Source organism: Streptococcus mitis (genome assembly GCF_002096815.1).
GTDB classification, from domain to species: domain Bacteria; phylum Bacillota; class Bacilli; order Lactobacillales; family Streptococcaceae; genus Streptococcus; species Streptococcus mitis_AD.
On record NZ_NCVJ01000019.1, the window covers coordinates 221,024 to 242,015 of the forward strand.

Below are 20,992 nucleotides of genomic sequence, written 5' to 3' on the forward strand. Positions count from 1 at the left end.
AGGATACTTTTCTCCTAGAAGGCTGGATTTTTAAAGTTTAGCAAAAGTCGTCACAATTCGCTGACAAACTTCTTGCAACAGAGATTTAGGCATGGCTACATTGAGGCGGGCATGGAGACTTCCTTCCTCCCCAAAATCCAAACCACGGTTGAGGATAACCTTGGCTTCATTCCTCAAAAGCTCTTGCAATCTTTCATCAGTCAGGTCATAAGCTGAAAAATCAAGCCAAATCAAGTAGGTTCCCTGCGGTTTCATGACCTTGATTTTAGTCTCTTTACCAAATAGATCCACCACATAATTGATATGGTCTTCAAAGACTTGCTTGAGTTCCTCTAGCCAATCCTTCCCATAGCGATAGGCAGCTTCTGTCGCCAAATAACCCAAACCTGAGATTTCATGCTGATTATTAGCCAACTGACGTTTCTGGTAAGCCGCTCTCAACTTAGGATTTTCAATGACTGCATAGGAATTTTTTGTCCCAGCGATGTTAAAGGTTTTAGTGGCACTGCTCAAGACGATAGCAAATTCTTTAAAGTCAGGGTTGATGGTATTGAAGGAATGATGCTTGTGACCAAAGAGGGCCAAATCTTGGTGAATCTCATCTGAAACCAACAAAACACCATGTTTTTGACAGAGTTGGCCAATCTTTTCCAACACTTCCTTTTCCCAAACACGTCCACCAGGATTGTGTGGGTTGCAAAGGATATAGAGTTTGACATCCTCTTCTACCAAATCCTTCTCCAGTTGGTCAAAGTCAATCTCAAACAGACCATCTTTTTCCACCAAAGAATTGGTAATCAATCTGCGATTATTTAACTTGACACTGCGAGCAAAAGGTGGGTAAACTGGTGTGTTAATCAGAACTGCCTCGCCTTCTTTTGTAAAGGCTTGAATGGCTGTCGAGATAGCTGGTACCACACCCTCGATAAAGACAAGAGCCTCTTTGTCAAAGTGGTAACCGTGTTGTGTTGCTTCCCACTTTTGAACTTCGTGAATTAACTCTTCACTGGCATAAGTATAGCCATAAACCAGTTGATCTGCGTAAGTTTGCACTGCTTGGCGGATTTCAGGCAAGACTACAAAGTCCATGTCTGCTATCCAAGCTGGTAGGACCTCGCTATCCGTTTCTGCTTCTTTCCATTTATAGGTATGATGCCCTAAACGATTAGGCAGGCTTGTAAAATCATATTTTCCCATCTTTGTCTTATCCTTCTAATGCTTGGCGCAAATCTGCAATCAAATCTCTAGCATCTTCAATCCCAATTGACAAGCGCAAAAGGTCATCTGTCAAACCATAAGAATGGCGAACTTCTGCTGGAATATCAGCGTGAGTTTGAGTTGTTGGATAGGTGATAAGACTTTCCACTCCACCCAAACTTTCCGCAAAAGAGAAGACCTTGAGACTATTCAAGATATGAGGAATGCGTGTTTCATCCGCTACCTTGAAGGAAATCATGCCTCCACGCCCAGTGTAGAGAACTTCCATAACTGCTGGAGAATCCTTCAAAAAGGCAACCACTTCTTGGGCATTGGCTGTTGAGCGCTCCATACGAAGAGACAAGGTCTTGAGACCACGAATCAATTGATAACTATCAAACGGAGACAAGACTGCCCCTGTCGTATTGAGATTATAAAAGAGTTTCTCGTATAGTTCTAAACTATTGGTCACAACCACTCCAGCCAAGACATCATTGTGGCCTGCTAGATACTTAGTTGCTGAATGGAGAACGATATCTGCTCCATCTTCAATCGGACGTTGGTAGATAGGGCTGTAGAAGGTATTGTCTACCACCACTTTGGCACCCTTAGCATGAGCTAATTTTGCTAGTTTTTCGATATCAAATTCCAACATCAAGGGATTGGTTGGGGTTTCGATATAGAGAACATCCACGTCCTTTTCTAACTCGGCAATCAACTCTTCTTCTGTATTGGCATAGGTAAAATGGAAACGGCCTTCCTGCTCCACTTGGTTGAACCAGCGGAAAGAACCACCATAAAGGTCACGGACAGCCAAGACCTTACTTCCTACTGGAAAGACGCTAAAGGCCAGTACAATAGCTGACATACCTGAGCTAGTCGCTAGGGCATAGTCTGCGGACTCAATAGCCGCCAAGACTTCTTCCGCCTTGCTACGAGTTGGGTTTTTGGTGCGCGTATAGTCAAATCCAGTAGACTGACCAAACTCTGGGTGCTGATAAGTCGTCGAAAAATGAATCGGTGTCACCAAAGCTCCTGTCGCTTCATCTGACTTGATACCCGCCTGGGCCAAAATTGTGTTAATGTGTAATTCCTTGCTCATACAATACCTCCAAATCTATAGTAACTATTGTACCACTTATTTTCATCAACTCATTTTCTTCTTTTCAAGAGCTAGTTATAGTTTCAAACTATATAAAAAACGACAGCTTCTTTCGAAACCATCGTTTTTCTTGAAAAATCCTTATTTGACGTGTTTTGCCAATTCTTCTTGGGCTTTTTTATTGGATTCTTCTTTTTCTTTCAGCCATTTTTCTTTGGCTTTTTCATATTCTTCTTTTGTGACTGTTTTATCTTGTACTTTGAGATATTTATATGATTCGATACCTTTATTACCAGCTAATGAATATGGTGATGAGAAAGGAACTGTTTTTCTCAATGTTGGTGTTCCACCCTTAGAAACATTTGGAATTGCTAAAGCGCTATCTACTAACCAAGCTTGGATTTCAGCATACTTTTCATAGCGTTTTGCAAGATCTTGTTCCTTATTAGCTTCTTCCAACATTTGAGTATAGACATCCAGCCCAACAGCCTTGGCCTTGTCATTGGCTTCACCCGGCTCTATACCTAGATTTTGCATCAAACCACCAGAATGAACATTAAATACATCAAGATAGGTTGAAGGGTCTTGGTAGTCTGCACTCCAACCACCGTTGTATAGATCGTAATCCTTCTGAGCTGCAGTCTGAGCCAAATAGCTTGTATTATCAAAGTCTTCAGTAGAAAGTTGTTGAATATCAATTACAACGTTCTCTGCACCTAAGGCTGCTTCAATAGATTGCTTCATAGAATTTGCCTCTTGGACACCCTTTTTATCAGCTTGGTCAACTGTCATGTCCAAGTGGATAGGGAATTGGACTCCTTTGGCTTGGAGTTCTTTCTTAGCTTCAGCAAATTTGGCTTTAGCTTTTTCAGCATTGTAATATGGATCCTGGGCATCTGCAAAGTTGATTCCTTGCCATTCTTTACCATAATTCACCATCTTAGAGGCTACTACTTCACCAAAGTCTTTTCCGTTGATACTTACGAAGTTTGGAGGAACAACCAAGTTACGCAAGATCTTAGTTGCACCATCTTCTCCTTGAGATTGGGCCCCGTAAGCTGTACGGTCATAGGCAAAGTTAATGGCTTGACGGAAGTTTTTACTCAGAACCGCTTCTTGAGTCGATTTCTTTTCTGCATCACTTGTCTTGGAAGTGAATTTATAAGATTTTCTATCCAAGTTGAAGTTTAAGAAGTAAGAAGTAGCATCTTGCAGACTATAGATGATATTGTCTTTATTCTTCTCTTTGATTCCTTCAAAGCTTGAACTATTTGGATAGAGACGAGCGTAGCTATAGGCTCCCTCTACATAGTTACGAGCCAGTGCATCTTGGTCACTACCATCATAATAGGCCAATTTGACATCATCTACAAAGACATTTTTAGCATCCCAGTAATTAGGATTTTTCTTGAATTCGATAACTGATTTTGAAACAAAGGATTTCATCAAGAAAGGTCCATTGTACAAAATGCTAGATGGGTCTACCTTCCCAAAATCATCTCCTTTTGATTTCAAGAAATCAGCGTTGACTGGGAAGAGAATGGTTGAGGTTGTTTTTGAGTTCCAGTAAGGTTCTGGTCGTGCCAAGGTATATTGAACGGTTTGGTCATCAAGAGCCTTGACTCCGACAGTTGAAAAGTCGCTTGTTTTACCGTTAATGTAGTCATCCAAACCTGCTACGGATTCTTGCACTAAGTACAAGGCTTCTGATTTTTTATCAGCTGCATATTTCAAACCAGTTACAAAATCTTGGGCAGTTACAGGAGCATATTCTTCCCCATCTGCAGTGTACCATTTAGCATCTTTACGCAGTTTGTAGGTATAGGTCAAACCGTCTTGAGAAACACTCCAATCCTCTGCCAAGGATGGGATATAGTTCCCATACTGGTCATTTTCCATGAGCCCATCTACCAAATTAACCACGATATCACTGGTTGTTGCACGGTTTTCTGCTAGATAGTTCAAACTTGATGGGTCACTTACGTAAACATAGTTATATGTTTTTGACGCTGTGCTAGAATTTCCACACGCACTTAACAAAATACCTGCACTTAGCACGACACCTGCAAGTGTTGCATACTTGGCCTTAGACTTTTTCATCTCCAGAACCTCCTGATTTAAATATTTGTCTTATTATACAACTTGAGTTTTATTTAGTCAATAGCTTTTTAAGTAAAATTTAAGAAAAATAAAATTTCTATCTACAAACTATAGAAATTATTCTACAAAATAATAAAAAGAGAATAATTCAAGCATTTCATGATAGAAATGTTCAAATTATTCCTTTTATTTATAAATGTTTTTTAAGTTAATTTTAATTTGATTCGTAAGCGATCTGCTTGAACTTTTCCAATCACCTTGTCCAATAGACGGGTACGGAGACTCATGATTCCATAAACTCCTCCACCCATGGCACCGACAAGAGCTACATATAGGAAACTCCACAAACGTCCACTTGGTTGGAAGACAAATCCTAAAATCCACTGCAATGTCCCAACTACTAGAAACATGAAAAGAGTTAACAAACTGATTAAAATGGTTCGTTTCAAAATCACCTTGCGCTTAACACCAGTTACCTTGCAAATGTCCCGATACATTAAAACATTAGGAATGATGAGACCGATGGTTGTTGAAATCAAAGGCCCGTAACTGTGAAAGAGAGCGATGGTGGGAAGTTGCAAGACCAGCTTGGCAATGGAACCATAGATAAAATAGAGAACTGCCTTGCGGTTGCGGAACATGGCTTGAAGCATTGGAGACAAGACCATGTACAAGCCTAAAATAGTAGACTGCAAAACTGCAAAGACAAACAAGCCCATAGCCAAACTATCTGGCTTGCCATAGAAGACAGTATAGAGAGGTTCTCCTACCATGACTACTCCAACCGTTGCTGGTAGCAAGAATAGGAAAAGCATGGTAATGCTGTCCTGAACGAGAAGAGAAGCCGCCTTCAAGTCCCCCTTAACATAGTTTTCAGTCAAAAGTGGCAAACCTACACTCCCAATCGAAACCCCAACAGAAATCAAAATCATAGTAATTTTATTAGGATTGGCTGAGAAATAAGAAAACATGACAACCAAGTCTTCATTGCTATAATTGGTAAACCAGCTCATACTATTGATAAAGGTCATCTGGTCCAAAATCTGGAAAAGCTGGATAGCAGACCCTGTCAGGATAAAAGGAATGGCTTCCTTAATGGTGTCGACCAAAAGACGCTTGCTGTTTATCTTATCTCCTGTTTCAAGAACTCTTTTTAGTAAACCTTCTTTTGCAAGGAAATAAATCAAAACTGCAAAACTGGCTACCATGCCGACAAAGGCCGCAAAGGTGGATTGGGTAACCGCTGCTAGATAATCTCCTGAACCCATTTTCATAATCATGAAGGTAGCTAGAAGCATCCAGATAACACGAATGACCTGCTCAGCGATTTGACTCATGGCATAAGGTTTGAGATTATTCATCCCTTGGAAGAAGCCTCGGATAACACTCATAGAAGGGAAAATCAAGACCGCCCAAGCCAAGCTCTGCATGATTGGGATCAAGTCTTTACCCACACCCGACAAGTCTGCTAACCAAGGAGCAAAGAGATACAAGACTAAAGCAAAGACCAGACCTAGTCCCGTCATAAAGCCTAAAAAGCTCCGAATCAGTGCAAAGCTGTGCTCTTCTTCTCGCATGGTATTGTACTTAGCCACTTGCTTGGCCACCGCAACTGGAATCCCCGCTGTTGAAACCAGCAAGAACCAGGCATAGATATTGTAACCCATGGTAAAGAGACCATTGGCCGTAGCTGCATAAGACCCCATCCAGATATACCAAGGGATGATATAAATGGCACCGAGTAGACGACTGATAAAGTTACTAGCCGTTAGCCAAGCAGTCCCCCGTAACATCTGGGCCTGCTGGTGATTGTTTTCGTTAGACATAGATTCCTCATTTAATTTTAATCACTAGGAAAAATTCCTCATCTTCCATTATAAACTTTTCCTTGTCACTTGTAAATTTACGACTTTCGGTTTACAATAGAAAGTATGATTAAGATTGAAACCGTATTAGATATTTTAAAGAAAGATAGTCTCTTCCGCGAGATTATCGACCAAGGACACTATCACTACAACTACAGCCATGTCGTATTTGATACCATCTGTTATGACAGCCGCAAGGCCAAAGAGAAGAGCCTCTTTTTCGTCAAGGGGGCTTCCTTTAAGAAGGAATTTCTGCTTTCAGCCATCTCTCAAGGCCTCGGTTGGTATATGGCTGAAGAAGACTATGAAGTTGGTATTCCTGCTATTATCGTCAGTGATATCAAGAAAGCCATGAGTTTGATTGCCATGGAATTTTATGGAAATCCACAGGACAAACTCAAACTCCTTGCCTTTACTGGAACCAAGGGTAAGACAACAGCAGCCTATTTCGCCTATAACATCTTATCTCAAGGGCATCGACCTGCTATGTTGTCAACTATGAACACAACTCTAGATGGCGAAACTTTCTTTAAGTCTGCATTGACAACCCCTGAGAGTATTGACCTCTTTGACATGATGAATCAAGCTGTGCAAAATGACCGTACCCACCTCATCATGGAGGTATCCAGTCAGGCCTATCTGGTCAAACGTGTCTATGGTCTAACCTTTGATGTGGGAGTTTTCCTCAATATCAGCCCCGACCATATCGGCCCGATTGAACACCCTAGCTTTGAGGACTACTTCTACCACAAGCGTCTCTTGATGAAAAATAGCCGAGCAGTCATCATTAACAGTGACATGGACCACTTCTCTGTACTAAAAGAACAGGTGGCAGATCAAGACCATGATTTCTACGGTAGCCAGTCTGATAACCAAATCGAGAATTCCAAAGCCTTTAGCTTTTCAGCTACGGGTAAACTCGCTGGAGATTATGATATTCAACTCATCGGCCACTTCAACCAAGAAAATGCCGTTGCTGCTGGACTTGCTTGCCTCCGTCTCGGAGCTAGTCTTGAGGACATCAAAAAAGGAATCGCTGCAACCCGAGTTCCTGGTCGTATGGAAGTCCTCACCCAGAAAAATGGAGCCAAGGTTTTCATCGACTATGCCCACAATGGTGACAGTCTCAAAAAACTCATCAATGTTGTAGAGACTCATCAAACAGGAAAGATTGCTCTGGTCTTAGGTTCGACAGGAAATAAGGGAGAAAGTCGTCGTAAGGACTTTGGACTTCTCCTCAATCAACATCCTGATATTCAAGTCTTTCTGACTGCTGATGACCCCAACTATGAAGATCCAATGGCCATTGCAGATGAAATTAGTAGCTACATCAATCATCCTGTTGAAAAAATTGCGGATCGCCAAGAAGCCATCAAGGCAGCTATGGCTATCACAAGTCAAGAATTAGATGCTGTGATTATCGCTGGTAAGGGTGCCGATTGCTACCAAATCGTCCAAGGAAAGAAAGAAGCCTATCCTGGAGATGCAGCCGTCGCAGAAAATTATTTATAAGATAGTAAAAAATCAAGGGAAATGAAACCCTTGATTTTTTATCTTTATTTAAAAGCGTTTTTCAAACCTTCAACGGCACCTTCTACAGCACCTTTAGCATCTTCAACTACTTCTTTTGCTTTAGCAACTGTCTTTTCTACAGCGCCTTCTGCTTCAGTCTTGCTATCCCCAGTAACTTTACCAAATCCTTCTTTGATAGCCCCTGTTGCTTGTTCCAATTTGTTTTCAAGTGACATATGATTGTCTCCTTTAATTTTATTCCGATAAGTGTTACCGGTTACATACAGTTTATACCAAATACTAAGTAAAGTCAAACAATGTGCTCAGAGATAAGAAATCAGGCCAAGTAGAAAGTTAATCTTTCCTTATCAAAATCGACGGCCAGTTCATACTTTCCATCTTCATTTTGGACAATATAGCCTAGGACAACTAAACTGTCCACAAAGATATCACGGCGTTTCTGCATAAGCTGGTCTTTTTTAAGAAATTTTAGCAAAAAAGTTGTCATGTATTTGAGTGCATACTCAGGATTGACATCTCCTAAAATGTCATAAAGTTTCTGCTGTTTCTCTGTCAAAGGATACTGATGTTTGACCTTGTAGAAATAATTGGACAGGGTCATTTTAGTCCGCGCAAAGTCCGTCTTTTCAACTAAAATAGCAGCATTGGTTTGATTGCGTAATTCCGTCTCAAAACTCTGCTCCAACAAGGTTTGATAGACCAGACTATCTTCGCTAACAAAAATCTCTTGATCCAGTTCTAGATTATCGAGTGACTCAAGCATAGGGAGATTAAGGTAATAGCGCTTATTTTCCCGTAGAATCAAGCCAGCCTTTATATACTCTTCCATGAGTTTGTCAACTGCTACATCTGGAAATTGAGCCTTAATTTCCCGTAGAATCACATCCTTATGCTGGTCCAGATAGCGGATCAATTCTCCAAAAAATGGCTGTCTCGTCAAACGAGATGGATTAAAAATCTGAATCATGAAGATTCCTTTCTTTACATTCTAACAGAGGAGATGCTGCTAACTGACTAGGATTAGTCCCAGCTTGATTCAAAGGAACAGGCAGACCTAGTTCTCTGTAATACTCTCTCCAAAAATCACTAATCTCCTGCTCCCCATCTCCAAATTTCATGGGAATAGTTTCAAAAATCGGTAGGATTTCTGCCATGTACTGGGAACAGTAGAAACCAGGTCCAGCTGGATAGAAAGAAGCATTATAAGAAGCTCCCAGATGTCTACAAGCTCTTTCCTTCACAGATTGGATATCCATTTCTGGGTAGACATAGAGGTCGTACAAATGATTGGACTCAAAGAAGGATGCTGGTTCCTGACAGACCACACCAAATTCTCCACTAGCATGATAAATCATCCCATCCAAATAAATGGCAACATGGTTATAGTTGCCTGTGGAATTCTGGATAGCCTGTCCCAGATCTGACTCATCTCTCACAAAAATCAAATCACCATTTTCTAACATGCTTCACTCCTAGAAAAAAAGGAGCCGAAACTCCTTTCGATATAAGTCAAACTAGCCACTCCTAATTTGAATTGATAACTAAAATCTTAAGCATTAAAGCTTTCAGTCAATTGAGGTACCACTTGTTTCTTACGTGAAACAGCACCAGCAAGGAAAGCATGGTTGTCTTCAAGTTTGAAGTTGAAAGCTGCTTCTACCTTGTCCATATTAGCACCAAGTGCTAGGATTTCTGAGTTTGAGTTGACGATATCTGTAATCATCAAGACAAAGTCAGAATAACCATTTGCTGCGTTAGCGGCTTGCATTGCAGCTTCAATTTCTGCTTGACGTTCCAAAACTTCAGCGATGTCAACTGTGTTTACTTGGGCAACACGAACATTATTTCCGTTGAGTTCAAAAGTCTTAGCATCGATGTCAATCAATTCGTCAGCAGATTTGCTGGCCAAGTTGGTACCAGCTTTCAACATTGCTAAACCATATTCTTCCAAGTTCACACCAGCCAATTCAGCCAATTCTGGAGCAATAACTTTATCTGTTGGGTGTGTTGTTGGTGATTTCAAAAGAAGGGTATCTGAAATCAAACCTGAAAGCATCAAACCTGCAATCTCTTTAGGCACAGCTACACCATGTTCTTTGAACATACGGTAAACGATTGAAGACGCTGAACCAACTGGTTCCAAACGCATGTAGAGTGGGCTTGCAGTTTCAAAGTTAGCAACACGGTGGTGGTCTACAACACCATAAACTTCTACTTCAGCGATATCTGATACAGATTGTTGGAATTCATTGTGGTCAGTCAGAATAACTTGCTCTGCGCCTTCTGCTTTAGCAGAAGTGATAACACGCGGTGCTTCTACACCAAAATAGTTCAAGACAAAGGCTGTTTCTTCATTTGGAGTTCCAAGGGCAACAGCTTCCGTATCCAAACCGTAAGCTTCTTTTGCAAGGTAGGTAAAGGCTACAGATGACCCGATGGCATCTGAGTCTGGATTTTGATGACCAAATACTAGAATCTTAGACATGATAATACCTCATTTTGTTTATTCTCTTTATTGTAGCATTTTTTTCGCTTTTTGACAAAAGTAAGAGGAGTCAAAGGGCTCCTCACAATTCTTCAAAATAACTAATACTCTTCGAAAATCTCTTCAAACCACGTCAGCTTCGCCTTGCCGTACTCAAGTACTGACTACGGCTAGCTTCCTAGTTTGCTCTTTGATTTTCATTGAGTATGAGCAAATTTCTATCTTGATTTTCAGATAAAAATCTTTCCTTCTGTGGCCTCTTCTTACGCTTGAGAAGGGCTTCAGCCGACATAGCTTCTTCCTTACTGGCAAAACCTTGAGCATAGATGAGTTTGACTGGCAAGCGTGCTCGTGTGTATTTGGCTCCCTTCCCACTATTGTGGACAGCGAGACGTCTTTTTACATCAGTCGTATAGCCTGTATAGTAGGATCCGTCACGACACTCCAGCACATACATATAAGCCTTATGATCCATAATAAATCTCTTCGAGTTCCGGCGTATAAGAGCCATCATCATTGTGGACAATGAGAGGTGGCAAGACCTTAAAGCCACTTGTCGAGCCATCCTTGATAGCCTCAATCAAAAGCATATTGGCTTCCTTTTCTCTTTTTGGATAAACAAACTGCAGGCGTTTAGGGGCTAGATTATGACGTTGTAACATGTCCAAGATATCCAGAAGTCGATCAGGGCGATGAACCATGGCCAAACGCCCATTGGATTTGAGAATACTCTGGGCACTACGACAGATTTCCTGCAAATTGGTCGTGATTTCATGGCGCGCCAAGAGATAATGTTCGCTCTCGTTCAGGTTTGAATGAGGATCCACCTTGAAATAGGGCGGATTACACAAAATCATATCCACCTTACTTCCCTGTATACGAGAAGGCATATTTTTCAAATCATCACAGATGACCTCCATCTGCTCTTCCAAACCATTCAAACGGACAGAGCGTTCAGCCATATCCGCCAAACGCTCCTGAATCTCAACAGCCAAAATCTGTGCCTGAGTCCGAGTGCTAGCAAATAGCCCCACTGCTCCATTTCCAGCGCAAAAATCCACTATCAAGCCCTTTTTAGGAAAACGTGGAAAACGTGACAAGAGAACACTATCCACCGAATAGCTAAAAACCTCTCTATTTTGAATGATTTTAATATCTGTCGAAAAGAGCTGGTTAATACGCTCTCCTGATTTTAATAATTGTTCTTCTTCCATGGTCCTATTATAGCAAATTTATATTAACATTACAAAAGATAGAAATTTCTAACTAGTGTTTCTGATTCTTCAAATGTTGAAGGGCTTCCTTGGTCCAAATTGGCATCATTCGTTTGAGAGGAGCAAAGCCATAGTTAAAACGGTCGCTTGAAAAGCGTCTCCGTCTCGGAAACTGGTGCTTTTCTTCCTCCAAAGTGCGGATAGAAAGACTAGCTTTCCCTGTAAATTCATCTAAATCCACTACTTGAACTTGAACCTCTTCATCGACTTTCAAGGCTTCTTGGATATTTTCAATAAAGCCTGTCCGAATCTCTGAAATGTGAATCAGCCCCGTATCACCCGTCTCTAGCTCAACAAAGGCACCGTAGGGCTGAATCCCTGTAATACGGCCCTTTAGCTTATCACCGATTTTCATTTTAGTCCTCGATTTCAATTGTTTCAATCACGACATCTTCAACTGGCTTGTCCATGGCCCCTGTCTCAACAGCAGCAATGGCATCCAAGACAGCGTAAGAAGCTTCATCAGCTAGCTGACCAAAAACAGTATGACGGCGGTCTAGGTGAGGGGTTCCACCTTGGTTTGCATAGATTTCCGCAATCGGTTCTGGCCAACCACCACGAGCAATTTCTTTTTTAGAATAAGGCAGGTGTTGATTTTGCACGATAAAGAACTGGCTGCCGTTGGTATTTGGACCAGCATTGGCCATGGAAAGAGCACCACGGATATTGTAAAGTTCTTCTGAGAATTCATCCTCAAATGATTCGCCGTAGATTGACTCGCCACCCATACCAGTTCCAGTTGGATCTCCACCTTGAATCATAAAGTCCTTGATAATACGGTGGAAAATGACACCATCATAGTAGCCATCTTTTGAAAGTGCAACAAAGTTAGCTACTGTTTTAGGAGCATGTTCAGGGAAGAGCTTAATACGCAAGTCTCCGTGATTGGTCTTAATAGTCGCGATAGGACCTTCTACTGTTTCAATGTCTACTTGTGGAAAATGCAATTCTTTTTCTACCATACCAAATCCTTCTAAGGCATCAAAAATGCCATCTTCTTCTAATGTTTTTGTAATATAATCTGCTTTTTCTTTGATGTTATCATGAGAAATTCCCATTGCAACGCTGATTCCAGCATAATCAAAGAGTTCCAAGTCGTTGAGGCCATCTCCAAAAACCATGACGTTCTCTGGTTTCAAGCCAAGGTGTTCCACAACCTTTTCCACACCCGTCGCTTTGGAGCCTGAAATCGGCACAATATCAGACGAATGTTGATGCCAACGAACCATGCGAAGTTTGTCAGAGAGACTGTCAGGCAAGTGCAAGTCATCTCCTTTATCTTCAAAAGTCCACATTTGATAGATATCTTCTTTTTCATGGAAATCAGGATCTACATCCAAATCGGGGTAAATTGGATTGATCGCTTCACTCATCATATCGGTGCGAGTCGACAACTTGGCATCATGACTCCCAACCAAACCATACTCAATTCCCTCTTGCTTGGCCCAAGAGATATACTCCTCAACATCTGACTTCTCAATCTGATGTTGATAAATAACCTGACCTTTTTTATCTTCAATATAAGCCCCATTCAAAGTTACAAAAAAGTCAGGTTTGAGCTCACGAATCTCCGGAACGACACCAAAAATCCCTCGTCCAGAAGCAATACCTGTCAAAATTCCTTTCTCACGTAATTGCTTAAAAACAGTTGGGATTGAAGCTGGAATAAAACCTGTCTTTGAATTCCGCAATGTATCATCAATATCAAAAAAGACAATCTTGATCTTCTTTGCCTTGTATCTTAATTTGGCATCCATCTCACTACCTCTTTCAATCTAACTCTTTCCATTATACCATAAAGTAGCTAAATCCCCTATTTTCAAAAAATTTCCAGTTTTATTGTAAATCCTTGGATAAGTATAAAACTAAATCATCATCGTTTTGACAACTTGCACCCATTTCTAGCGGTTTATTTCTATACCAGACACCTGTACCATCTGGAATATAGCCTCGTTTGATATACAATCTCTGGGAAGGACCATACCCCAAGTGCAAACCTACACCAAGAGTGACCTTACTCGAAACAAACTTGACTCGTTTTTCTGCTTTTTCTAGCAGTTGATTCCCAATCCCTTGATTTCGAAAATGCTCAAACACATTAAAATCTGATAATTCTGGATAGACTTCTGCAAAAGGACCATGTTTAGCAGAGGGCAAAATGGTAATGTAGCCCGCTACAGCACCATCAATCTCTGCAACTAAAACTTCTCTCTCCCCACTTTCCTGTTCCAGAAAATATCTAGCCAAAATTTCCTCTCTACCAGGCCAACCTTGATTCATAAATCCATGAGATAAGGATTCAATATCAGACTTAATCATATTTCTAATCGTACAATTCATCTTTGACTTACCCACCTTTACTCTTTCTATTACCATTATAGCACGCCAAGGTCAGAAAAAAACTATCTCGTGAAAAAAGACCCGACAGGGTCTTAATTCGCTTTCTTTTTTCCGAGCTCATGAAAAAGAGGTCCACTGGACCCAAACTCGCTCTCTCATTTCAAGGCTCGTGAAAAAAAAGACCCAATCGGGTCTTAATTCACTTTCTTGTTTTCAAGCTCATGAAAAAGAGGTCCACTGGACCCCAACTCGCCCTCTCATTTCAAGGCTCGTGAAAAAAAGACCCAACCGGGTCTGAAAAAGAGGTCCACCCGGACCTCTTTTTTAATCTTCGTTTACGAAAGGCATCAAAGCCATTACGCGAGCGCGTTTGATAGCTGTTGTTACTTTACGTTGGTTTTTAGCTGAAGTTCCTGTTACACGACGAGGAAGGATTTTCCCACGTTCTGAAACGAAACGGCTAAGAAGCTCAGTATCTTTGTAATCAACATATTCAATTTTGTTTGCTGCGATGTAATCAACTTTTTTACGGCGTTTGAATCCGCCACGACGTTGTTGAGCCATGTTTTTTCTCCTTTATAATTTTAGTTGTCCATTAGAATGGTAAATCATCATCTGAAATATCCAATGGATTTGTTGCTCCAAATGGATTTTCATCACGTGAAAAGTCTGGTACTGAATTTGTAGGCGCTGAATAGTTTGAACTTGGTGCAGAATAAGCTCCACCTGTGTGACCTTCACGCACACTACGGCTTTCCAACATTTGGAAATTCTCAGCCACGACCTCTGTCACGTAGACACGTTGTTCTTGCTGGTTATCGTAACTACGAGTCTGGATACGACCTGTCACCCCGATAAGTGAGCCTTTTTTAGCCCAATTAGCAAGGTTTTCAGCCTGTTGGCGCCACATAACGACATTGATAAAATCAGCCTCACGTTCGCCATTTTGACTCTTAAATGTACGGTTTACTGCAAGAGTAAAAGTCGCAACTGCTACATTTGATGGGGTATAACGCAACTCAGCGTCACGTGTCATACGCCCTACAAGTACAACATTGTTAATCATAGTTTACCTTCTTAAGCGTCAGTTTTGACGATCATGTGACGAAGAATGTCAGCGTTGATTTTTGAAAGACGGTCAAACTCTTTAAGAGCTGCATCGTCGTTTGCTTCAACGTTAACGATGTGGTAAAGTCCTTCACGGAAATCTTTGATTTCGTATGCAAGACGACGTTTTTCCCAAGATTTTGATTCAACAACAGTTGCACCGTTGTCAGTCAAAATAGAGTCAAAACGTGCTACCAAAGCGTTTTTAGCTTCTTCTTCAATGTTTGGACGAATAATATAAAGAATTTCGTATTTAGCCATTGATATGTTCCTCCTTTTGGTCTAATGACCCCAAGACTTTGCAAGGGGTAAGTGAGGTTCGCTCACAATAAACTATTATACTAGAAAAAAATTTTTTACGCAAGTAAAAACACCGAAATAAAAAAAGAAGATGACGAATCATCTTCTCAAAAAATACAACTCTATAGAGAGTGATTAATATTTTAGTATTTATCAAACTATAGAGATTACGGATCCGTTTTACTGATTTTTACCAAAGACATCTCGATAGAGCATTCCTGTTCGTAAACTCTCTGCGTCTCCTCCTAATTGCTCCACCAACTCGTAGGCAAAGGCAAGGGCTGTTGAGGGACCTCGACTGGTTGTCAAATGACCATCTACCACTACTGTTTCCTTGACATATTGACCATCAAGGATTTGCTCTTGAACGCCATCGTAGCAAGTAAACTTCTTGTTTTTCAATACTCCTGCTTGATTGAGGGCAATTGGAGCTGCACAAATGGCTGCCAGTTTCTTCCCTTCTTGCTCGAAATTTTGCAATTCTTGAATCAAGGCCTGGTTATCACGTAAATGTGCAGAACCAGGCATTCCTCCAGGAAGAACAATCATATCATAGTCTGATAAATCACCATCAAAAACACGATCTGCTCTTACTTGGATTGCATGCGAACCAGTCACTTGCTCTTCAAACCCAACCATATCACATGTGATATTGGCACGACGCAAGACATCTACAACTGTCAAAGCTTCAATTTCTTCAAAGCCCTGAGCTAACATAACTGCTACTTTTACCATGATTTTCTCCTTATTTGATTTGTTTTAATACAACCTTTTTCCTCTTGAATCGGACTTTTCCGCTCTTTTCTTCAGCTAGATTTGTCTGGTAACTCATTGATAAAAGCAAGCCAACACCAATCAAATTACTGATAATAGCTGATCCTCCTTGCGAAATAAAAGGTAAGGGAATCCCAGTCAAGGGAAGCAAGCCTGTCACGGCACCGATATTTTCAAAGATGTGGAAGAGCAACATCATAATCAAACCTGTTGAAATATAGGTGTAGAACTGATTATTTGATTTAAGAGTAATCTTCAACATACGGTAAATCAGCATGAGATAAAGGGCGATAACAAGGACAGAGCCAATAAAGCCAAAATCTTCTGCAATGACCGTGAAAATCATATCCGACTCTCTAACTGGAATAAGCAGATTAGAAGCATTAAATCCTTGACCAAACAAGCCTCCACTACCAATCGCAATCTGCCCTTGAGCCTGCTGATAGGTCGTTGTTTGGGCAAAGTCAAATGGATTGAGCCAAGCTAAGATACGATTGATTTGGTAGGTCGGCATTCCCAGTTGATGGAGAAAAGCCCGGCCGTCCTTGCTGATAAAAACAGCTAAGAAACCAGCAATTCCAGTTACAGCAGTCACAAATACTGGAATAATAATTTTCCAAGAAACCCCCGATAATAAAACGATTCCTGAAAAAATGGCTACAAAAACCAAAGCCGTCCCCAAGTCACTTTGAAGTGCCAAAAGAACTAGGACTGGAATGGTAAAGACAATCATCCAAAAAATTAACAAAAAGTCCAGCGGAACTGTGCGTCTCCACTCCTTATGTTTTTTTGTAAACTGGACAATCACACGGGCCAACATGAGAATATAGGATATCTTCATAAATTCTGACGGCTGGAACAAGGTAACACCATTTACCGATACCCAGTTTTTAGCACCCGTTGATGCAACTAAACTTGGATTATAAAAGACGATAGGTAAGACCATAAGTCCCAAGCCTAAAATATATAGAAAGGGTGTCACCTTCCAAAGAAATTCTGTATTGAAGAGCATGACCACAAAACCAATTACAAGTCCCAAGGCAATCCAAGCGACCTGCTGCCCTAAAATGGGCAAGATATTATTTGGATAATCATGACTAACGGCAATATAAATAGCCACCACACCGATAACCAGTAGGAAAAATACTGGCAGGAGCAAACTATAATCGACTCTAGAGTCGAGAGAACGTTTCATATATTCACCTTTCCTCTTTCTTAGATTTTTCATTTTTGTTGTTTTGGAGGAAATCAATAACAGTAGAGGTAATCTGTTTTCTATTCACCTCTCTGATAGTTCTTTCCTTCGCTAGAGCTTGTCTAATCTGTTTACCATATCGTTTATGAACAACACGACTATCCAGTATCACAGCAATGGAAGCTTGTTCCTCTTTTCTAATTGTTCTACCCAAAGCCTGTTTGAGACGAATAATGGCCATTGGCAGCTGATAATCATAGAAAGGATTCTTCCCTTCCTGACGCAATTCATGATTTAATTTTTGTGTTAAAGGTTCTTGGGGATTTTGGAAAGGCAATCGAGGAATTACTTGAATAACGCAAGGATGGGTAGAAAAATCAACCCCCTCCCAGAAACTTCCTGTTCCAAGTAATATTTGTCGCTCTCCTTTTTCAAAACGTTTCTTCAGCTGACTGGGTTCCCCATTTTTATATTGGGCTAAATGAGGATGGTCTAGTAAATCTGACACTGCTAACAGTAATTCTTTAGACGTAAATAAAACAAGCAAAGGCTCTTGAAACGCCTGTAAGGAATGGATAACTGATGTAACCTCTTCTGCATAATCTAAAGGAGAATGTTCAGTTACTAAAGGAAAATCATTTACTAATAGAACTTCTTGCTGCTTCTGTTGTAAAGATTCAACTGTAATAAGTGGAGCTTCAGTAAATCCTAATAAGTCCGCTAAAGAAACTCTATTACTGATTTCAAGAGTGGCAGATACGCCAAGCACTCTGCAATCTTCTGGCAATAAATCTGCTAGTAGAAAGCGACCTTTTTTACTTGAACAAATTAACACATCCTTACTAGACTTCTCAGCAGTTGCCAGCCAAAATTCACGGTCGGATGTAAAAAAGCGCGTCATATCTCTATACTCAGGAAGATTTAACTCAGAAAAATGCTGGCGTAAGTTTTCAAGAGAATCCAACCACTTGTCATTCTTAAGTCCTGAGTAAAACTGATCTATCAAATAGCGACATTCAAACCCAATACTCTCAAGCAACCGTCTCTGAATAAGATCTTTTTCTGTTTCCAAGGGCTTTTCAACTTGTGTTACTAAAGCTTCGAGGAGATAAGACTCTTGGGCGAGGTTTTCAAGGGCAATCAGCATTTTTTGAGCTTCATCTATGATTACCAAGCGATTGTTGACAAACTCTGGATCATCCTCTAAACGTGTTACTAGATAAGCGTGATTGGTTAACAAAAGGTGACTCGATTTAGCCCTATCTTGACTGCGTTGCCAGAAGTCCTCAGAAATAAATAAACTTTTTTTTGAAAGTTTTCCATCATGTACAAGTTCAGCTAGAAAATGTTGATAACGATACAGCTGCCCGATTTCATCTAAGTCACCTGTTTCTGTCTCTGTTAACCAAATCAATACTTGCATTTTAAAGCGTGTGAATAGGCGGTTAGACTCTGGCCTATGAAGTACTTTATAAAAATTATCGAGTTTCAAATAATTTTGAGGTCCCTTAAGACTATGAATATCAATATGAAAAGTATCTTTTAATTGACTTCCTTCTTCTTGCATAATTTGATTTTGAAGGATTTTGGTAGGAACACTAACAAGGATACCCCCTTCACTTTCCATGCTCAAAGCTGGCAGTAGGTAACCATAAGTCTTTCCAAGTCCCGTTTGAGCTTGAATAAACGCAATTCTCTGTTCCTTTAATAGCTGTTCAACTTTTTCTGCAAATTCAACTTGCTGAGGACGTTCATCCAAGCCTAATAAGGAAATATTTTTAGTAAAATCCTTAGATAGCTTACGTGGTTTTAAAGACTTACTTTTCTTTCTTAGAAAGAGTCCATGGAACTCCATCAAATCGTGAGAAGAAAGGAGGGACTGTCGCTGATATACTTCTTCAATCACTAAATAAGTTTCATAAAGGAGGTTATCCGCAAGATTTAACAACGTTTCTAAAAGTCCTTTTGGTAACTGAAAAAGTTTTTGACGCATAAAAAGCAAAAGCTCTGCTGTTGCTTGTGCATCAGAGAGAGCGGTGTGGGCGTGGTCTAACTTAATCCCTAACTCTTGACAGAGAATGCCGAGATTGTACTTTTCAAACTGAGGGTACAAAACCTGTGCTAACTCAACGGTATCCACTCGTGGAGTTCTCAATTCATAACCTTCAAAGAATAGGTACTCTGCTAGAAGATTTGCATCAAACTGTACATTGTGCGCGACAAAAACACCATTCTTGACCAGCTCAAAAATCCTTCCAGCTACCTGTGAAAACTCTGGAGCAACTGCCAACCGTTGATCAGTCAAACCTGTCAATTCTTTTATATGAGAATCCAAGGGCTCATGAGGATTGACATCCGTCCCATACTGATCGACGATTTCGCCATTTTCAATCACCACAATACCCACTTGAATAATTTTTGCCTTGCTTCCGGTGCTAGTGGCCTCTAAATCAACAACCACATACCGATTAGTTCTCGAATTCATCATTAAAAATTATATCAAAAAAAGCCCTGTTTGACACCCCTCAACTTCGATAGAAAAATCTCTTTGCTTGAAAAAATTTTTATAAAATGTTTGAATAGTATTATACAGAAAAGGAGACATAAGATGAACCCATTAGATTTGTTTAATCAAGTAAAAGAGCTAATCGAAACAAAAGATTTCGAAGCTGCAAAAACATTTGTTGCAGAAAATCAAGAACAGCTTGGAGAATACTTCTCTCAAGCTCAGCAGTTGATTTCTGGTTCTGAAGGTCTAGATGGCCTCGTTGGAAAGATTAAAGGATTTTTCTAAAACTATAAAGGCGCCTGAAACGATCAGGTGCCTTTTTGAGATATTTTTTTCATTATTTTGGGAAGATGACTGCTAATTTCCGTCGGCAAGACCACATAATGTTCTTGAGATAGTTCTTGGGCTATGGCTGAGTGAAGATAGGTTGCCACTGCCACACGTTCGTAGAGACTGGCTTGTTTAAACTGGCCTGCAAATCCTGCAATCATTCCAGCCAGAGTATCTCCCATTCCCCCAGTCGCCTGATAGGGACCACCAACCTGTAACTGGTAATAATCAAACTGGCCAACTTGCCAAATACGAGTAGCTGGACCTTTCTCCACCAAAATTGTTCCTTGAGGAAAGGAAGTCAGGGCACTAGCCGTTGCATCTTCATTTTGCTTTTCAATAGCAATACCAGACAGCTTTTCCCATTCTTTTTGGTGGGGAGTTAGGATAAGCTGGTTAGATGGAAATGACAAACTTGTTCTAGCAAGAATGGTCAGGGCACCACCATCTACAATCAAAATCTGATTCTTTTTTAAGCTAGCAAAAATCTGTTTGACTAGATTTTCTCCAAAAGCATCGTCTCGTAAACCAGGTCCTACTAAGACCACTTCTGCCTTCTTCAACTGCTCTTTTAACAGTTGCTGGTCTTGAAGAGAAAAGGCCATTGCCTCAGGTAAATGACTGTGCAAAGCTGGGATATTTTCCCTATCTGTTCCAACAGTCACCAAACCAGCTCCACTTTTAACAGTTGCCAAAGCAGCCATGATGATAGCACCACCATAAGGATAAGTCCCACCAAGCAACAGCAAACGGCCATAGTCTCCTTTATGACTGGTACGAGAACGTTCAATAATGACTTTTTCTAATAATGCTTGCTCAATCACTTTCATTGTTTTTTCCTCTCTATTCATTATACTATAAAGTCTATCCACCTTGCATCT

The 20,992-nt window shown here is 40.5% G+C and carries 22 protein-coding genes; 2 read left to right on the plus strand and 20 right to left on the minus strand.

Annotation, left to right across the window (positions count from 1 at the left end):
- Nucleotides 1–30: 30 nt before the first annotated feature.
- The 4 genes from B7696_RS05145 to B7696_RS05160 all read right to left on the minus strand — a co-directional run bounded on the left by B7696_RS05145 (nt 31) and on the right by B7696_RS05160 (nt 6,225).
- Entirely contained in the window at nt 31–1,197 is a 1,167-nt protein-coding gene (locus B7696_RS05145) for a MalY/PatB family protein (protein WP_049499023.1), read from the minus strand.
- A gap of 7 nt (nt 1,198–1,204) precedes the next feature.
- Complete coding sequence (locus tag B7696_RS05150; protein WP_084862536.1) at nt 1,205–2,299, minus strand: cystathionine gamma-synthase; 1,095 nt, start codon at nt 2,297–2,299, stop codon at nt 1,205–1,207.
- Between the two features lie 141 nt (nt 2,300–2,440).
- Complete coding sequence (locus tag B7696_RS05155) at nt 2,441–4,399, minus strand: peptide ABC transporter substrate-binding protein (RefSeq protein ID WP_084862538.1); 1,959 nt, start codon at nt 4,397–4,399, stop codon at nt 2,441–2,443.
- Nucleotides 4,400–4,602: 203 nt separating this feature from the next.
- Nucleotides 4,603–6,225, minus strand: a complete 1,623-nt coding sequence (locus B7696_RS05160) for a putative polysaccharide biosynthesis protein (protein WP_084862540.1) — start codon at nt 6,223–6,225, stop codon at nt 4,603–4,605.
- 105 nt (nt 6,226–6,330) lie between these two features.
- Between B7696_RS05160 and B7696_RS05165 the strand changes: the two genes are divergently transcribed.
- Entirely contained in the window at nt 6,331–7,776 is a 1,446-nt protein-coding gene (locus B7696_RS05165; RefSeq protein WP_084862542.1) for a UDP-N-acetylmuramoyl-L-alanyl-D-glutamate--L-lysine ligase, read from the plus strand.
- A gap of 44 nt (nt 7,777–7,820) precedes the next feature.
- Here B7696_RS05165 and B7696_RS05170 read toward each other — a convergent pair whose 3' ends face one another.
- The 15 genes from B7696_RS05170 to B7696_RS05240 form a co-directional block, all read right to left on the minus strand.
- Nucleotides 7,821–8,012 (minus strand): CsbD family protein, encoded by a 192-nt coding sequence (locus tag B7696_RS05170; protein ID WP_000051184.1) that lies wholly within the window; start codon nt 8,010–8,012, stop codon nt 7,821–7,823.
- A 101-nt stretch (nt 8,013–8,113) separates the two neighbouring features.
- Nucleotides 8,114–8,764 (minus strand): DUF1803 domain-containing protein, encoded by a 651-nt coding sequence (locus B7696_RS05175; protein WP_084862544.1) that lies wholly within the window; start codon nt 8,762–8,764, stop codon nt 8,114–8,116.
- A complete protein-coding gene (locus B7696_RS05180; protein ID WP_084862545.1) occupies nt 8,748–9,260 on the minus strand; it encodes a YiiX/YebB-like N1pC/P60 family cysteine hydrolase in 513 nt (170 codons plus the stop codon). The genes B7696_RS05175 and B7696_RS05180 overlap by 17 nt, the downstream gene beginning before the upstream one ends.
- Nucleotides 9,261–9,346: 86 nt before the next feature.
- Nucleotides 9,347–10,282, minus strand: a complete 936-nt coding sequence (locus tag B7696_RS05185; protein WP_084862547.1) for a manganese-dependent inorganic pyrophosphatase — start codon at nt 10,280–10,282, stop codon at nt 9,347–9,349.
- A 178-nt stretch (nt 10,283–10,460) separates the two neighbouring features.
- Complete coding sequence (locus B7696_RS05190) at nt 10,461–10,757, minus strand: GIY-YIG nuclease family protein (protein ID WP_084862548.1); 297 nt, start codon at nt 10,755–10,757, stop codon at nt 10,461–10,463.
- Complete coding sequence (locus B7696_RS05195) at nt 10,747–11,496, minus strand: tRNA1(Val) (adenine(37)-N6)-methyltransferase (RefSeq protein ID WP_049525038.1); 750 nt, start codon at nt 11,494–11,496, stop codon at nt 10,747–10,749. The genes B7696_RS05190 and B7696_RS05195 overlap by 11 nt, the downstream gene beginning before the upstream one ends.
- Nucleotides 11,497–11,548: 52 nt before the next feature.
- Nucleotides 11,549–11,911 (minus strand): S1 RNA-binding domain-containing protein, encoded by a 363-nt coding sequence (locus B7696_RS05200; RefSeq protein ID WP_000689605.1) that lies wholly within the window; start codon nt 11,909–11,911, stop codon nt 11,549–11,551.
- A 1-nt stretch (nt 11,912) separates the two neighbouring features.
- Nucleotides 11,913–13,313 (minus strand): bifunctional Cof-type HAD-IIB family hydrolase/peptidylprolyl isomerase, encoded by a 1,401-nt coding sequence (locus B7696_RS05205; RefSeq protein ID WP_084862550.1) that lies wholly within the window; start codon nt 13,311–13,313, stop codon nt 11,913–11,915.
- A 79-nt stretch (nt 13,314–13,392) separates the two neighbouring features.
- Nucleotides 13,393–13,896 carry a GNAT family N-acetyltransferase gene (locus B7696_RS05210; RefSeq protein ID WP_084862551.1) on the minus strand — a complete coding sequence of 168 codons (504 nt, stop codon included), beginning with the start codon at nt 13,894–13,896 and terminating at the stop codon, nt 13,393–13,395.
- Between the two features lie 324 nt (nt 13,897–14,220).
- Complete coding sequence (gene rpsR, locus B7696_RS05215; protein ID WP_000068664.1) at nt 14,221–14,460, minus strand: 30S ribosomal protein S18; 240 nt, start codon at nt 14,458–14,460, stop codon at nt 14,221–14,223.
- A 31-nt stretch (nt 14,461–14,491) separates the two neighbouring features.
- Nucleotides 14,492–14,962, minus strand: a complete 471-nt coding sequence (ssbA, locus tag B7696_RS05220; RefSeq protein WP_084862553.1) for a single-stranded DNA-binding protein SsbA — start codon at nt 14,960–14,962, stop codon at nt 14,492–14,494.
- Nucleotides 14,963–14,973: 11 nt separating this feature from the next.
- Nucleotides 14,974–15,264 (minus strand): 30S ribosomal protein S6, encoded by a 291-nt coding sequence (gene rpsF, locus B7696_RS05225; protein WP_001151778.1) that lies wholly within the window; start codon nt 15,262–15,264, stop codon nt 14,974–14,976.
- Between the two features lie 219 nt (nt 15,265–15,483).
- Nucleotides 15,484–16,038, minus strand: coding sequence for a DJ-1 family glyoxalase III (locus B7696_RS05230; RefSeq protein WP_084862555.1), 555 nt, complete (start codon nt 16,036–16,038; stop codon nt 15,484–15,486).
- A 10-nt stretch (nt 16,039–16,048) separates the two neighbouring features.
- Complete coding sequence (locus tag B7696_RS05235; protein WP_084862558.1) at nt 16,049–17,272, minus strand: FtsW/RodA/SpoVE family cell cycle protein; 1,224 nt, start codon at nt 17,270–17,272, stop codon at nt 16,049–16,051.
- 4 nt (nt 17,273–17,276) lie between these two features.
- Entirely contained in the window at nt 17,277–19,757 is a 2,481-nt protein-coding gene (locus B7696_RS05240; RefSeq protein WP_282186182.1) for a bifunctional DnaQ family exonuclease/ATP-dependent helicase, read from the minus strand.
- A gap of 123 nt (nt 19,758–19,880) precedes the next feature.
- Here B7696_RS05240 and B7696_RS05245 point away from each other — a divergent pair, with 123 nt between their 5' ends.
- Entirely contained in the window at nt 19,881–20,066 is a 186-nt protein-coding gene (locus B7696_RS05245) for a hypothetical protein (protein ID WP_001068558.1), read from the plus strand.
- Nucleotides 20,067–20,089: 23 nt separating this feature from the next.
- Here B7696_RS05245 and B7696_RS05250 read toward each other — a convergent pair whose 3' ends face one another.
- Entirely contained in the window at nt 20,090–20,941 is an 852-nt protein-coding gene (locus tag B7696_RS05250; RefSeq protein ID WP_084862562.1) for an NAD(P)H-hydrate dehydratase, read from the minus strand.
- Between the last annotated feature and the right edge of the window lie 51 nt (nt 20,942–20,992).

Bases quoted from the DNA above. Each gene is read 5' to 3' on its own strand.
- B7696_RS05145 (WP_049499023.1), bottom strand. From the start codon at position 1,197: ATGGGAAAATATGATTTTACAAGCCTGCCTAATCGTTTAGGGCATCAT.
- B7696_RS05150 (WP_084862536.1), bottom strand. From the start codon at position 2,299: ATGAGCAAGGAATTACACATTAACACAATTTTGGCCCAGGCGGGTATC.
- B7696_RS05155 (WP_084862538.1), bottom strand. From the start codon at position 4,399: ATGAAAAAGTCTAAGGCCAAGTATGCAACACTTGCAGGTGTCGTGCTA.
- B7696_RS05160 (WP_084862540.1), bottom strand. From the start codon at position 6,225: ATGTCTAACGAAAACAATCACCAGCAGGCCCAGATGTTACGGGGGACT.
- B7696_RS05165 (WP_084862542.1), top strand. From the start codon at position 6,331: ATGATTAAGATTGAAACCGTATTAGATATTTTAAAGAAAGATAGTCTC.
- B7696_RS05170 (WP_000051184.1), bottom strand. From the start codon at position 8,012: ATGTCACTTGAAAACAAATTGGAACAAGCAACAGGGGCTATCAAAGAA.
- B7696_RS05175 (WP_084862544.1), bottom strand. From the start codon at position 8,764: ATGATTCAGATTTTTAATCCATCTCGTTTGACGAGACAGCCATTTTTT.
- B7696_RS05180 (WP_084862545.1), bottom strand. From the start codon at position 9,260: ATGTTAGAAAATGGTGATTTGATTTTTGTGAGAGATGAGTCAGATCTG.
- B7696_RS05185 (WP_084862547.1), bottom strand. From the start codon at position 10,282: ATGTCTAAGATTCTAGTATTTGGTCATCAAAATCCAGACTCAGATGCC.
- B7696_RS05190 (WP_084862548.1), bottom strand. From the start codon at position 10,757: ATGGATCATAAGGCTTATATGTATGTGCTGGAGTGTCGTGACGGATCC.
- B7696_RS05195 (WP_049525038.1), bottom strand. From the start codon at position 11,496: ATGGAAGAAGAACAATTATTAAAATCAGGAGAGCGTATTAACCAGCTC.
- B7696_RS05200 (WP_000689605.1), bottom strand. From the start codon at position 11,911: ATGAAAATCGGTGATAAGCTAAAGGGCCGTATTACAGGGATTCAGCCC.
- B7696_RS05205 (WP_084862550.1), bottom strand. From the start codon at position 13,313: ATGGATGCCAAATTAAGATACAAGGCAAAGAAGATCAAGATTGTCTTT.
- B7696_RS05210 (WP_084862551.1), bottom strand. From the start codon at position 13,896: ATGAATTGTACGATTAGAAATATGATTAAGTCTGATATTGAATCCTTA.
- rpsR (WP_000068664.1), bottom strand. From the start codon at position 14,460: ATGGCTCAACAACGTCGTGGCGGATTCAAACGCCGTAAAAAAGTTGAT.
- ssbA (WP_084862553.1), bottom strand. From the start codon at position 14,962: ATGATTAACAATGTTGTACTTGTAGGGCGTATGACACGTGACGCTGAG.
- rpsF (WP_001151778.1), bottom strand. From the start codon at position 15,264: ATGGCTAAATACGAAATTCTTTATATTATTCGTCCAAACATTGAAGAA.
- B7696_RS05230 (WP_084862555.1), bottom strand. From the start codon at position 16,038: ATGGTAAAAGTAGCAGTTATGTTAGCTCAGGGCTTTGAAGAAATTGAA.
- B7696_RS05235 (WP_084862558.1), bottom strand. From the start codon at position 17,272: ATGAAACGTTCTCTCGACTCTAGAGTCGATTATAGTTTGCTCCTGCCA.
- B7696_RS05240 (WP_282186182.1), bottom strand. From the start codon at position 19,757: ATGAATTCGAGAACTAATCGGTATGTGGTTGTTGATTTAGAGGCCACT.
- B7696_RS05245 (WP_001068558.1), top strand. From the start codon at position 19,881: ATGAACCCATTAGATTTGTTTAATCAAGTAAAAGAGCTAATCGAAACA.
- B7696_RS05250 (WP_084862562.1), bottom strand. From the start codon at position 20,941: ATGAAAGTGATTGAGCAAGCATTATTAGAAAAAGTCATTATTGAACGT.